Here is a 12781-nt window from a genome sequence, read left to right as displayed (position 1 = left end):
AGGAAGACTCGTGGAGGGAAGACTCGTGGAGGGAGGACGAACAGGAGGGGGACGAGGAGCGCGGCCGCGGGTCAGGCGGCCTTGATACCGGAGATCACGTCGAGGTCGACCTCCTTCCCGTTCACGGTCACGGTCGGCACGCTGTTCGCGTACGACACGGCGGTGGCGGTGCCCGAGACCGCGGTCCCGGTGCTCGCGTCGGTGTAGCTGACCTGCTTCCCGACGAGGTTCGCGGCGGCGATCCGCATCTGCAGCGAGAAGTTCTCGTTCGCCGTCGTGGTCTGGTTGGTGATCTGCTCCATCGTCGCGAGCTGCGTCTGCTGGCTGATCATCTGGTTGGTGTCCATCGGCGTCGACGGGTCCTGGTTCCGGAGCTGCGTGACGAGCAGCTTCATGAACACCTCCGAGTCCATCGTCTGGGACTTCTTCGCACCGGCGGTCTGGGCGATCGCCGCTGCCTGCGTGGCAGCGTCCACCGAGCCGGTGATGCCGTCGAGGGGCATGGTGTGGTCTCCTTCTCGTGTCCGCGTCAGGCGAGGACGTCGAGTCCGACGGATCGGACGGTGGTGGGCCGGGTGGTGACCGGCGCGGTCGGGGTGGGGCGGGCCTCCAGGCCGACTCCCGGGCGCAGCACCGTCGGTGCCGGCCGGTCGTCGCGATCGGGCTGCGCGCCCGGGTGGTTCTGGGAGGACAGGTCGAGGGTCGTGGTGGTCCCGCTGCCGGCAGCGTCACGGCGGAGGTCGGGCAGCACCTGCCGGACCGCGTCGCGGCCGGCGTCCGACGCGGCGAAGAGCTCGACGTGCATCCCGTGCGCGGTCACGTGCGCGCGGACCGTGACGGGACCGAGCGCGTCAGGCGTGACCTGCACCGTGACGACGTGGTCGCCGGGACCGGCCTGCGCGAGCGTGAACACCGGGCGCGCGAGCTGCTGTGCGAGGGGCGCCGGGGCGTTCGCCGTCGCCGCGCCCGGCGCGGTGGGGAGCCCGGTCGTCGCGGGTGCGGGGACCGCGAACGGCGTCTCGCCACTGCGCGGGGCGGTCACGGCCTGGAGGCTCGGATCACCCTGGCCGCCCGTCCGCCGATCCGACCCGTGGTCGCTCCGGGCCCCGGTGGCCGGTCCGGTCTGCACGACCGGGGCGGCGGCGGTCGCCGTGCTCGCCGTGCCGGTGTCGGCAGGGCGACCGGCCTGCGGCGCCGACGACACGCTGGTCGCTGCCGTGGGGCCGGCGGCCTCGGCCGCGGCGTCCGTCGTCGCGAGCGGGCTGCTCGCCGTCGTGGTGGGAAGGGTCGTGGCGGTCAGGGTCGCGGTGGTCCCGGTCGTGGTGGTCCCGGCAGTGGTGGTCTCGGTCGTCGTGCTCGCGGACGCGGTCACGGCGACGGCTGTCGCGGCTCCGGGAGCGGCGGAGCTCGACGCCCCGTCCACCGCGACGGGTCCGAGGACCGACGGGGCCGCGACGGTCGAGCCGGTCGCCGCAGAGGTGGCGGTCGTCGAGGGCGCGCCGGGTGCACCGGTCGTCGACGGCGTGGTCGCGAGGACGGGCGTCGTTCCCGCGGACACGTCGGACGAGTCGGACACGTCGCGCTCGAGCGGCGCCGCAGCGGGACGGACCACGGCGGGCTGTGCCGCACCGGGCCGGGGAGCGCCGGACGTTCCTGCAGGTCGAGCCGTCGTGGACGGCACGGCGTCGAGCTGCGGTCCGGTGTCTGCCCGTGACGGCGTTCCGATCCCGTCCGCCGCTGCGCGGTCCGCGGTGCCGGCGGGACCGGCGGTCCCGCGCGTCTCCGTGGCTCCGAGCGGGTCGGAGGCACCGGTCGGTCGTGCAGGGCCGACCGAGGGCACCGCACCATCCGTCCCCGCGGTCCCGACCTGGGGCGACACCGCATCGTCCGGCACGGCGGCGGCGCTGGCCGACGGGACCGCGACGAGGGCGGTGGGCACCGGCACGATGCCGAGCAGCGTCGGGTCGGTGGCGGGGGCAGCGGTCGTCGTGTCCGCGGTGGTCGTGTCCGCGGTGTTCGGGGCAGCGGCGGTCGTGTCCGCGGTGTTCGGGGCAGCGGCGGTCGAGGCCGGAGCGCCCGTGGCGGGGGCACCCCAGGCGGCGGCCGTCCCGGACTGCGCACCGGTGACGCCCGCGGTCCCCACCGACACACGCAACGCCGTGCTCGACGCGGCCGGCGCGAGCACCGCGGCGAGGGCGGCGCCGAACGGCAGCGCCGAGGTGGTCGCCCCGGCGGTCGCAGCACTCCCCGGTGCGGCGAGAGCCGGGGAGAGGGTCGTCGTGCTCACGGTGCTCATGCGGCACTCCCCCGCATCGCCGACAGGAGTGCCGCGGTCTGCAGGTCGGTGACCGACTGCGCCGCACCTGCTGCGGAGACCGACCGGGTCGCCGCAGGAGCCGCGGCCTCGCTCGGCACGATGCGGCGGATCGTCGCGATGTCGGAGTCCTTGTACCAGTTGTCCACGATCCGGACGTCCTTGCCGGGTCGGGGTGCGTGCAGCACCTTGCCGTCACCGACGTAGATCACGATGTGCTGCTCGCCCTTCGGGATGATGAGGTCGCCCGGCTTCGCGTCCTTGAGCGACCCGACGGGCACCCCCATGTCCGCCTGGTCGGGCACCACGCGCGGCATCGTCACCCCGAGGTCCTTGAACACCGTCTGCACCAGCCCGGAGCAGTCCATGCCGGACCGGGTCGTCCCGCCGAACACGTAGGGCACACCGAGGTACTTCTTCGCGTCCTCGACCACGTCGGACCCCGTGGCGCCGCTGCCGGTCGCCAGCGTGCCGCGGCCCGCGTCGACCGAGGTGGCCGGCGTGCGGGACGCCCCGTCGGCAGCAGCGGTGCCGGCGGCGCCGGCGCTCGTCGACGTCCCGGTCGCGCTCGCCAGGGCGTCGGCGAACGCGCCGGTCGTGGCCTCGTTCGAGGCGGAGCCGCCCGCGGAGGCGGTGGTACCGCCGCGCAGGGCGTCGATCTGGGTGCGGATCTCGGCGATCCGGGAGAGCACGGCGTCGACGCTCATCGGGCACCACCTTCCGTGCGGCGTCGTGCCGCGATCTCGTCGAGGGCGTCCTGCTCGGCGCGCAGGTCGGCGGCGGCCTGCTCGCGGTCGTGGTGGCCCTCGAGCTTCTCGAGGCCGAGCGCGGCACGGCGGGCGGCGGAGTACGCGGTCCGGGCGGCATCGGCATCGGCACGACGGGTGCGTGCGACGGCGTCGAGCTCCTCGAGCATCCCGCGGGTCGAGGCCCGCGCGGCCGCGAGCGCGCTCAGCGTCGCGGCGTCCGTGACGAGCTGCTCCTGCTCGCGGTCCGCCAGGTTCCGCCGCGCGGCGATGCGGGCGTCGGCGGCGTCACGGACACGGTCGTTCGCGGCGGCCAGGGCGGCGGCGGCGCGGTCCTGCTCGGCGTGCCGCAGACGCAGCAGGCCGGCGAGGGGGAAGCGTCGGGCCATCAGGCGGACACCCCCAGTCGGGCGACGAGGGCGTCGAGGGCTCGCCAGGACGTCCCGGCGTCGGCGCGGTCGTCCATCCCCTGTCGGAGGAACGCGTCGATCGCGTCCTGGTGGGTGACCGCTGCGTCGACGAGCGGGTTCGTGCCGGGCTGGTAGGCGCCGACGTCGAGCAGGTCCTGCGCGTTCCGGCGGGCCGCCATCACCTTCCGGAGCGCGGTGGCCGCAGCACGCTGCCACGGCTCGGTGACCTTCGAGGCGACGCGGGACACCGAGCCGAGCGCGTCGACGGACGGGAAGTGCCCGGTCACGGCGAGCTTCCGGTCGAGCACGACGTGCCCGTCGAGGATGCTCCTGGCGCTGTCCGCGATCGGCTCGTTGTGGTCGTCGCCGTCCACGAGCACGGTGTAGAGCCCGGTGATGCTGCCGACCCGGTCGGTGCCCGCGCGCTCGAGGAGCCCGGCGAGCACCGAGAAGGTCGACGGCGGGTAGCCCCGTGTCGCGGGCGGTTCGCCCACGGACAGTCCGATCTCGCGCTGCGCCATCGCGACGCGGGTGAGCGAGTCCATCATGAGCACGACGTCCTGCCCGGCGTCGCGGAACGACTCCGCGATCCGGGTGGCGACGAACGCCGCGCGCAGGCGCATCAGGGCCGGCTCGTCGGACGTCGAGACCACGACGATCGAGCGGGCGAGGCCCTCGGGCCCGAGGTCGTCCTCGAGGAACTCCCGGACCTCGCGGCCGCGCTCCCCCACCAGGGCGATGACGTTGACGGCTGCGTCGCTCCCGCGCGCGATCATCGACAGCAGCGAGGACTTGCCGACGCCGGAGCCGGCGAACAGGCCCATGCGCTGTCCACGACCCACGGTCGTCAGCGTGTCGAGCACGCGGACGCCGAGCTGCATCGGCGCGTCGATCCGCGTTCGCGCCATGGCGTTCGGCGTCGCGTGGTCGAGCGGCACCCAGCCGTCGGTGTCGAGCGGACCACGGGCGTCGATCGGCCGCCCGAGCCCGTCGAGCACCCGGCCGAACAGCCCTGCACCGGTCGGCACCAGCACGGGACGACCGGTCGGGCGGACGGGGGTGCCCGCGGTCACCGCGACGAGGCGTCCGAGCGGCATGCAGCGCACACCCGTGGGATCGGTGGCGACGACCTCGACGGGGGTCTGCGGACTGCCCTCGGTGCCGACGGTCAGGACGTCGCCGATCCGGGCCTCGACCCCGGCGACGGTCAGCCCGAGGCCCACCGCGCTCGTGACGAGGCCCACGCGCTGCGGCGCGGCGAGGGCGATCGCCTCGTCGAGCCCACGGGGACGGAGGAGGGTCGCGGTCACCGGGACGCCTCCGGCCGGTCGGCGGAGCGGCCCAGCGCCGCGCGCGCACGGTCGAGCGCTGCGCCGATGCGGAGGTCGAGCAGCCCGTCCGGCAGGTCCACGACGGCGTCGCCGTCGAGCAGCGCCACGTCCGGCACGACCGGGACCGGCAGCGCGAGGTCGGCGACGCGGGCGGCGTCGGCGGGGCTGAGCCGGACGGCCACCGCGACGGTGGCGTCGACCGAGGCGAGCGCCCGACGGACGGTCGCCTCCGCACCGGTGGTGGGGCGTGCCTCCTGGCCGTCGCCCTCGCCGGTCGCGTCGTCCTGGCGCCCGGAACGCACCACGTGTCCGACGACGGCCTCGGCCAGGTCGAGCGCAGCGTCGACCAGGGACTCCTCGGCGTCGGCCAGCACCGGCACGACCTGGGAGAGCATCGCGTTCGTGGCCGCGTCGAGCACCTGGACACGGCGGACGGTCTCGGCCTGGAGCGCCGCGAGTCGCGTTGCGTGCTCGGCCTCGAGCCGGGCGTGCAGCGCAGCGGTCTCGGCCTGGGCGGCACGGAGGCCCGCGGCGTAGCCCGCGGCGTGGCCGCGCACGTCGGCGGCCGCTGCGAGGTCGCGGGTCGTCGCGCTCCCGAGCACGGGGAACGCGACGCGCTGCACGGTGGTGTCAGTCAACGAGCTCGTCCTCCTCGGCGCGGTGGACGGTTATCGTGCCCTCGGCCTCCAGCTCGCGGACGGAGCGGACCACCTCGGCGCGCGCCTCCTCGACCTGCGAGACGCGCACGGGGCCCATGGCCTGCAGCTCGTCGTCCAGCAGCTCGCGGTTGCGCTCGGACACGTTCGCGCGGATCGTCTCGACGACCGGCGTCGGCGCACCCTTCATGGCGGTCGCGAGGAGCTTCGAGTCGATGCCGCGGAGCACCTGCTGGATGTCGCGCGACTCGAGCTTGACGATGTCCTCGAACGTGAGCATCCGCGAGCGGATGTCCTCCGCGAGCTCCGGGTCGCGCGCCTCGAGGCCGTCGAGCACGGCCTTCTCGGTGGCGACGTCCGAGCGGTTGATGATCTCGACCAGGGGCGCGATGCCGCCGACGACCTCGACGCTCTCGCGCGGCGAGACCACGGCACCGGCGCGCTGGCGGAGGACGCCGGCGACGATCCCGACGGCCTCGGGGGTCGCCGTGCCCATCGTCGCGAAGGCCTGGGCGACGTCGGTGCGGACACGGTCGTCGACCCCGGCGAGCACCGCGCTCGCCTGCCCGGGCTGCAGGTGCGCGAGCACGAGGGCGATGGTCTGGGGCAGCTCGCCCTCGAGCAGGCTGACGACCTGGCCGGGTTCGGCGTCGTCGAGGAACTCGAACGACTGCCCGGCGAGGTTCGAGGCCAGCCGGTCCATCACGCCCGCGGCGCGTTCGGACCCGAACGACGCCTCGAGCAGCCCGAGCGCGGCGTCCTTGCCGCCGCGCTTCTGCACCCGGCCGCGCTGCGTGATGCGGTGGAACTCGCTCATCGTGCGGTCCACGACCGAGTCGTCCACACGGCGCATCCGGACGATCTCGGCGCTGATCTCCTCGGCCTCGAGCTCGGTGAACTGCTTCATCACCTCGGCCGCGCGCTCGGTCTCCATCTGCATGAGGATGAGCGCGACCTTCTGCGCGCCGGTCAGGGCGCGGTCGGTGGTGCCCCCGCCGGCGGGGACCGGGACGAGCGCGCTCACACCGGCGACCGGTCGTCGAGGAGCCCGCGGAGCAGGTCGGCGGTGCGCTTCGGGTCGCGCTCGGCCAGCGCGGAGATCTCCTGCCGGCGACGCTCGGCGCTGATCTCGTCCGTCGTCAGCACCTCGGTCGGGGCGTCGTCGTGGGGCAGCGTCTGCAGCGCGACCGTCTGCGTCTCGACGGCCGGGATCGCCAGGTCGTCGGTACCGAGGGGCAGTTCGAACGTCTCACCGGCGAAGGCGTCGAGCTCACCGACGTCGACGGCCTCGCGCGACTGACGGCGGGCACGGCGGGCCAGCACGATCGCGAGCACGATCGCGGCGGCGAGGACCGCGACGACGATGCCGGCGGTGCGGATGGCCGACCACATGGCCTGCTGCTGCTCGGCCTGCTGCTGCTCCTCGAGGGCCTTGGCGGCGTCCTTCGCGGCGGAGTCGTCGAAGTCCATCATCGCGACACGGACCTGGTCGCCCCGGGCGTTGTCGGCTCCGGCGGCGGCGGACACCAGGTCGTTGATGCTCTGCAGGTTCGCGTTCTGCACCGAGTCGGCGCGCGAGTTCAGGGCGACCGAGATGGTCTGCCGCTCGACACCACCGGCGGGGATCTGCGTCGTCTCGGTGGTCTTGTCGACGGCGTTGTTCTTCGTCGCCGACTCGTTCTTGTAGCCGTCGTCACCGGCGGCCGTGCCGTTCGTGGTGGTGCCGCCGGCGGTCCCGTTCGGCACCGCGATGTTGTCCGGACCGAGGACACCGGTCGCACCGGCGCCCGCACCGGACCCGGAGCCGTACTCCTCAGTCGAGCTGGACTCGTTGAGGGCGACTGCACCGCCCTTCGGCTGTGCGAAGCTCTCCGACGTCCGGGTGCCCGACTGCTGGTTCATCGTCGCCGAGACCACGACGCTCGCGTTGCCCGGTCCGAGCGTGGTGTCGAGCAGGTCCTGGATCTTCTTCCGGGTGGCCGCGTCGTAGTCGGCCGCCTGGTCGGCGCCGCTGCCGGTCGCTCCGGTACCGACCGCGGAGAGGGTCTGGCCCTTCTGGTCCACGACGGAGACGTCGGTGGGCTGCATCCCCTCGACCGCGGCGCTCGTCAGGTGCACGATCGACTGCACCTGGTCCGTGGTGAGCTGCGCGCCGTTCTCGGTCGCGACGAACACCGACGCCGTCGGCTCCTTCTCCTCGGACACGAAGACGGTCTTCTCGGGGATGGCGAGCTGCACGGTGGCGGCCTTCACGCCGTCCATCGACGAGATCGTCTTCGCCAGCTCGCCCTCGATCGCCCGCTTGTAGGTGACGTCCTGCTGGAACTCCGAGCTCGTCACGCCCATCTTGTCGAGCAGCGAGTAGCCGCCCTCGTTCGACGACGGCAGGTTGTTCGACGCCGCCTTGAGCCGCTCCGAGTACACCTTGTCCTGCGGCACGAGGATCGTCGCGCCGCCGTCGGTCAGCTGGTACGGCACGCCGTCGGTCGTCAGCTGGTCGGTGATCGAGCTCGCGTCGGCTGCGGCCAGTCCGGTGAAGAGCGGCGCGTAGGACGCCTTGCCGAGCCAGCTGGCGAGGGCGATCCCGCCGAGCACGAGTGCGGCGACGCCGATCAGCGCGATGGTGCGCTGCGCGGCGGAGAAGCCCTTCACGTAGGCGACGAGCCGCCCCCACGTGTTCTGCATCGCGGCGGGCATCAGGCCTGCATCCGCATGATCTCGTTGAACGCGTCGACGCCCTTGTTGCGGACGGCTGCGACGAGCTCGAGGGTGACCTGGGCACGGGTGGACGCGATGGTGGCGTCGTGGATGTCGTCGAGGTTGCCCGTGACGGCCTTGAGCGCCAGGGTCTTCGAGTCGCTCTGCAGCTGCTGGAGCCCGTCGACCGCGTTGCCGAGGCTCGCGGCGAAGCCGTCGCCGCCGGTGGTCGGCTGGACCGCGCCGGCGCCCGCGGCACCGCCGAGCGCTCCGGCACCGGTCGCGGCGTCCGTGGCGCCGGCGAACGCACGGGTCATCGCGTTGGTGGTCACACCGTTCAGTGCGTCGATGGGCATCAGTTCTTCCCGATCTGCAGTGCCGCCTCGTAGGCGGTCTTGGCACGGTCGACCACGGCGGCGTTCGCCTGGTACCCGCGCTGGGCCATGATGAGGTCCGCCATCTGCGTGCCGAGGTCGATGTCCGGCATGCGGACGTAGCCCTCCGCGTTCGCGAGCGGGTTGTCCGGGTCGTAGGTCACGCGTCCGGCGGCGCTGCCGAACGCCGCGCCCTTGACGTAGGCGCCCGACGTGCCGGCGCCCTCCTGGACCTCGACGTAGCGGGCCTGGAACGCGGAGTCGTCCATCGAGCGGACCGTGTTGACGTTGGCGATGTTGTCCGAGATCGCGTCGAGCCACTTCCGGTGCACGGTCATGCCGGTGCTCGCGATGCCGATCGCGTCGAAGGTCGTCACGAGTTCGTCCGCATCGCGGCGCGGAGGGCCGTCGCCTCGCCGCCGACCGCCTGGGTGGCGAACTGGTAGCGCAGGACCGTGTCCACGTTCGACAGGGTCTCCTGGTCGAGGTTGACGTTGTTGCCGATCTCGTTCGTCGGCTCGAGGCTGCGCGCGGTGGTCGCGGTCGCGTGCCCGTCACCGTGCACGATCGACTGCGCGAGGGCGTCCTCGAAGCGCACCTTCTCGGCGTGGTAGTTCGGCGTGTTGATGTTCGCGACGTTGTTCGCGATGGTGCGCTGTCGCAGCGACAGCCCGTCGAGCGCGCTCTGCAGCGCGACGCTCGTCACGGAATCGAACACGGGTGTCCCGTCCCCTCGGTGTGCGACGTCGTGCGACGTCGCCGATTGGCGGTGGCCGATCCGTGGCCGAACGAGTGAGCGATCCGTGCTCGTGAGGCGCTGTCGGCGGCGGTGCTGGGGACGTTAGGGCTCGCCCCGAACGGGGGGCGGGGGCTGGCTGCGGCGGCGGGGCTCGTCGAACACTCGTCGCGTGCTCCGCTGTGGTGCGACGAAGCCGCTGTCGTCCGACGACGCATCCGTCGTCCCGGCCGGAGGTGCGCGACGGCCCACGACCGACACGACGGAACCGCTGTCGTGCGACGACGCATCTGTCGTCGTGCTCGCTCGAGCAGGCGCGCCTCAGGCGGAGGCGTCCAGGTACACGGAGCCGCGCGGCTCGTCCGTCGCCGCGACCTGACGGAGCGCGCCGAGGTGCTCCAGGGTCTGCCGCCGCTCGGTCTCGAGCGTCGACATCCGGTCGCGCTGCGCGGCCAGCAGCCGGGAGGCACGACCCACCAGCGCGCGCGGCACCGGTCCGAGCGTGGTCGGGACGACCCACGGGGTCGCGTCGAGGACGATCGCTGCGGTGCCGTCCGTGGTCGCGTCGATCGTGGTCAGCTCGTGCTCGAGGGCGTCGAGCACCGCGGCCCACGCACCGTCGGCGGTCTCCGCGGCGGGGGTGGGGTGCGGGTCAGGCGACACCGAGCGCTCCCCCGGTGCCGACCTGCGGCGCCTGGGTCGTCGGGAGGGCCGCGGCGGCCTCGTGCCACGACTGGCGCAGCGGCTCCAGGATCCGGATGCAGTCGCGCGTCGCCTGCACGTCGCGGTGCACGTTCGCGGTGATCAGGGACGTCGACGCGTAGTTGTAGATCGCGAGGAGCCCCTCGCCGCCGTCCCACACGTCGATGCGGAGCGTGGACGACAGCTCGCCGACGATGGCCTGGGCGTGCAGCAGCTGCTCGCGCGCGGCCTCCCAGTCGGACGTCGTCTGCGCGGCCTCGGCGCGGTGCAGGTCGAGGAGCAGCCGGTCGTAGAGCATCGTGACGAGCTGTGCTGGCGTCGCCGAGAGCACGGCCTCGTTCGTGTACTGCGCTCGGCGCTGGTCGGTCACCGTGCGGGGCTGTGCGGCCTGACGGAAGGCGGCGGACTGCAGGTCGAAGGCGTTCATGGTCGTTCCCGTCAACTCGTCGACGTCGATGCCAGCTGGCTGGAGAGCCACGCCGACTGGGAGTGGAGCTTGCTGAGGCTGGTCTCGAGGGCGGAGTACTGCGCCTGCAGCGTCGCCCGTCGTGCGGTGAGCCGGTCCGACCAGTTGTCGATCTGCGTCGTCAGGTCCTTCGCGACCGACTGCTGCCCGGTGATCGAGGTCGTGATCGACCCCGTGTACTTGTCCGACGCGGCCGTCGCCGCGGCGCCGACGTTCGTCGCGACGCCGGACAGGATGGCCTGGGTGCCCTGCGGGTCGTCCGCCAGGGCCTTCTGGAAGACCGCGGCGTCGAAGCTGAAGGTGCCGTCCTTCTGGATGACGATGCCGATGGAGGACGGCGACTTCCCGTTGACCGGCGTCGACATCGTCGTGGTGAGGCGCTGTACCGCGTCGCGGGTCGTGCCGTCCCCGGTCAGGACCCCGGCCTTCGTCGACGTGGTGCCGGTGGTCGGACTCGTGGTGCTCGTCACCGCCGTGTTCGTGGCGTAGTACGAGGTGATCGCGTTGAGCGCGTCGACGAGTCCGGACGCGACGGCCTGGGCCTTCGTGGTGTCCTGCGCGACCGTGACGGTCACCGGGTCGGTCGTGGTCTGCGTGACCGTGACGTCGAGCCCCGGCAGCAGGTCGTCGAACGTGTTCGTGGCGCTCGTGACCGTCTGTGCGGCGGCGGTCCCCGCCCAGAGTGTGACGCTCGCGTCCTTGCCCTGGGTGACGACGGCGGCTCCCGGCTGGGTGAAGACGTTCGTCGCGGTACCGGCCGTCACGTCGTCGGACGAGCCGCGGTAGAGCGTGAAGGAGGCCGCTGCGCCGGTCTTCGTCGCGCTGAGCTGCAGGCGGTAGAGCTTCGTGCCGTCGGTGTCGGTCCCGGCCGCGACCTTCGTCGCGGTCACGCCGGCGCCGGCCTTGTTGATCGCGGTGACCGCGTCGTCGAGCGATCCCGAGGCCGGTGTGACGGTGGTCTTCTTCCCGTCGGCACCGACGAGCGTGAGCGGCTCGGCGCCGGACGCCCAGGTCGACATCGCGGCGGTGACGCCGACGTGTGCCGCCGCGGTCGACCCGACCTGGAAGCTGACGGAGCCGGCCGAGGCCGTGGCGTCGGTCGCGACGGTGACCCCGGTGGACGAGCTCTTCGCGGCGTACACGTCGAGCGAGGTGGCCTTGGCTGCGTCGCCGGCCTTCGTCGCGAGCGTCTGCACGAGCGAGTTGATCGTCTGCAACGAGGAGACGAACGAGTTGGTGTCGGTGAGCTTGTTCTTGAGCAGGGTCTGCGGGACCTGCTCGATGGTCATCAGCGAGTTGATCAGGTCGGAGGTCTTGAGACCGCTGACCAGACCGTCGATCGCGAGACTGTTGCCCGAGACGGACGACGTCGACATCGCGGGGCTCCCTGTCGTCGGGGGTGGTCGTGGGTGTGGTGACGCCGCCGTCCGGAGGACTCGAACTCCTCCGGACGACGGCGTCGGTGGTGCTAGCGCAGGAGCGAGAGCACGCCCTGGGTGCTCTGGTTCGCCTGCGCGAGCATCGAGGTGCCGGCCTGGCTCAGGATGTTGTCGCGGGTGTACTTGACCATCTCCTGCGCCATGTCGACGTCGGTGATGCGCGAACCAGCAGCGGTCAGGTTCTCCTTGGCCACGTTCGTCACGTTGATGGCGTGGTCGAAGCGGTTCTGGACCGCACCGAGCTCCGAACGAGCCGACGACACGTACTTGATCTCAGCGTCGATCTTGTCGATCGCGTCCTGCGCGTTCGTGTTGTTGTCGAAGTTGATCGTCTTGCCGGTGCCGTCGCCGAGCGTCAGGTTGGTCGCCACCGTAGCCACGTTCGCGGTACCGAGGTCGACGGTGATCTGGCTCGAAGCGCCGGAGTTCGCGCCGACCTGGAACACCATCTTGCCGTCGGTGGCCGCGCCGGCCTTGCCGTCGAGCAGGTTGATGCCGTTGAAGTTGGTCGACGAGGAGATCCGGGTGAGCTCCTCCTGCAGCTGACCGACCTCAGTGGTGATCGCCTCGCGCGAGGTGGCGTTGTTCGAGTCGTTACCCGCCTGCACGGCCAGGTCGCGCATGCGCTGGAGGATCGAGTGGGTCTCGGTGAGGCCACCTTCAGCGGTCTGCACGACGGAGATGCCGTCCTGCGCGTTGCGGGCGGCGACCGTGAGGCCACCGACCTGCGACTTGAGTCCCTCGGAGATCGTCAGACCGGCAGCATCGTCGGCGGCGCGGTTGATGCGGAGACCCGTCGAGAGCTTCTCGAGGGACTTCGACAGGTCGTTCTGCGTCGCGTTGAGGTTCCGGTACGTGTTGAGTGCCGAGAGGTTGGTGTTGATGGACATACCCATGGTGGTTTCCTCCG

Annotated in this window: 15 protein-coding genes; all 15 read right to left on the bottom strand. The window is 72.5% G+C overall.

Features of this window, described 5'->3' with window-relative positions; translation table 11 throughout:
* Nucleotides 1-71 precede the first annotated feature (71 nt).
* Nucleotides 72-503, bottom strand: a complete 432-nt coding sequence (locus J2X59_RS09925) for a flagellar hook assembly protein FlgD (protein WP_326496559.1) — start codon at nt 501-503, stop codon at nt 72-74.
* Nucleotides 504-529: 26 nt separating this feature from the next.
* Nucleotides 530-2296 (bottom strand): flagellar hook-length control protein FliK, encoded by a 1767-nt coding sequence (locus tag J2X59_RS09920; protein ID WP_326496558.1) that lies wholly within the window; start codon nt 2294-2296, stop codon nt 530-532.
* A complete protein-coding gene (locus J2X59_RS09915; RefSeq protein WP_326496557.1) occupies nt 2293-3021 on the bottom strand; it encodes a C40 family peptidase in 729 nt (242 codons plus the stop codon). The genes J2X59_RS09920 and J2X59_RS09915 overlap by 4 nt, the downstream gene beginning before the upstream one ends.
* Nucleotides 3018-3449, bottom strand: coding sequence for a flagellar export protein FliJ (locus tag J2X59_RS09910; protein WP_251160270.1), 432 nt, complete (start codon nt 3447-3449; stop codon nt 3018-3020). Before J2X59_RS09910 ends, J2X59_RS09915 begins: the two co-directional genes overlap by 4 nt.
* Complete coding sequence (locus J2X59_RS09905) at nt 3449-4780, bottom strand: FliI/YscN family ATPase (protein WP_326496556.1); 1332 nt, start codon at nt 4778-4780, stop codon at nt 3449-3451. Before J2X59_RS09905 ends, J2X59_RS09910 begins: the two co-directional genes overlap by 1 nt.
* The gene (locus J2X59_RS09900; RefSeq protein WP_144411291.1) at nt 4777-5439 is read right to left on the bottom strand and encodes a FliH/SctL family protein; all 663 of its coding nucleotides are present in this window, start codon (nt 5437-5439) and stop codon (nt 4777-4779) included. The genes J2X59_RS09905 and J2X59_RS09900 overlap by 4 nt, the downstream gene beginning before the upstream one ends.
* Nucleotides 5432-6481: a flagellar motor switch protein FliG gene (gene fliG, locus J2X59_RS09895; protein WP_081984829.1), complete on the bottom strand. Its 1050-nt coding sequence runs from the start codon at nt 6479-6481 to the stop codon at nt 5432-5434. The genes J2X59_RS09900 and fliG overlap by 8 nt, the downstream gene beginning before the upstream one ends.
* Nucleotides 6478-8154, bottom strand: a complete 1677-nt coding sequence (gene fliF, locus J2X59_RS09890; protein ID WP_326496555.1) for a flagellar basal-body MS-ring/collar protein FliF — start codon at nt 8152-8154, stop codon at nt 6478-6480. Before fliF ends, fliG begins: the two co-directional genes overlap by 4 nt.
* Complete coding sequence (fliE, locus tag J2X59_RS09885) at nt 8154-8471, bottom strand: flagellar hook-basal body complex protein FliE (protein ID WP_400338389.1); 318 nt, start codon at nt 8469-8471, stop codon at nt 8154-8156. Before fliE ends, fliF begins: the two co-directional genes overlap by 1 nt.
* A gap of 38 nt (nt 8472-8509) precedes the next feature.
* Nucleotides 8510-8905, bottom strand: a complete 396-nt coding sequence (locus tag J2X59_RS09880; protein ID WP_224442989.1) for a flagellar basal body rod protein FlgC — start codon at nt 8903-8905, stop codon at nt 8510-8512.
* Entirely contained in the window at nt 8902-9246 is a 345-nt protein-coding gene (locus J2X59_RS09875; RefSeq protein ID WP_066654107.1) for a flagellar basal body rod protein FlgB, read from the bottom strand. Before J2X59_RS09875 ends, J2X59_RS09880 begins: the two co-directional genes overlap by 4 nt.
* A 339-nt stretch (nt 9247-9585) precedes the next feature.
* A complete protein-coding gene (locus J2X59_RS09870) occupies nt 9586-9927 on the bottom strand; it encodes a hypothetical protein (protein ID WP_066654105.1) in 342 nt (113 codons plus the stop codon).
* Nucleotides 9917-10393 (bottom strand): flagellar export chaperone FliS, encoded by a 477-nt coding sequence (fliS, locus tag J2X59_RS09865; RefSeq protein ID WP_235426581.1) that lies wholly within the window; start codon nt 10391-10393, stop codon nt 9917-9919. Before fliS ends, J2X59_RS09870 begins: the two co-directional genes overlap by 11 nt.
* 11 nt (nt 10394-10404) lie before the next feature.
* Nucleotides 10405-11808 carry a flagellar filament capping protein FliD gene (gene fliD / locus J2X59_RS09860; protein ID WP_326496553.1) on the bottom strand — a complete coding sequence of 468 codons (1404 nt, stop codon included), beginning with the start codon at nt 11806-11808 and terminating at the stop codon, nt 10405-10407.
* A 92-nt stretch (nt 11809-11900) separates the two neighbouring features.
* Complete coding sequence (locus tag J2X59_RS09855) at nt 11901-12767, bottom strand: flagellin N-terminal helical domain-containing protein (RefSeq protein ID WP_326496552.1); 867 nt, start codon at nt 12765-12767, stop codon at nt 11901-11903.
* Nucleotides 12768-12781: the final 14 nt, after the last annotated feature.

The organism is Curtobacterium sp. 260, from assembly GCF_030803485.1.
In the GTDB taxonomy this organism is placed as follows: domain Bacteria; phylum Actinomycetota; class Actinomycetes; order Actinomycetales; family Microbacteriaceae; genus Curtobacterium.
This window is presented reverse-complemented; position numbering and strand designations above follow the sequence as displayed.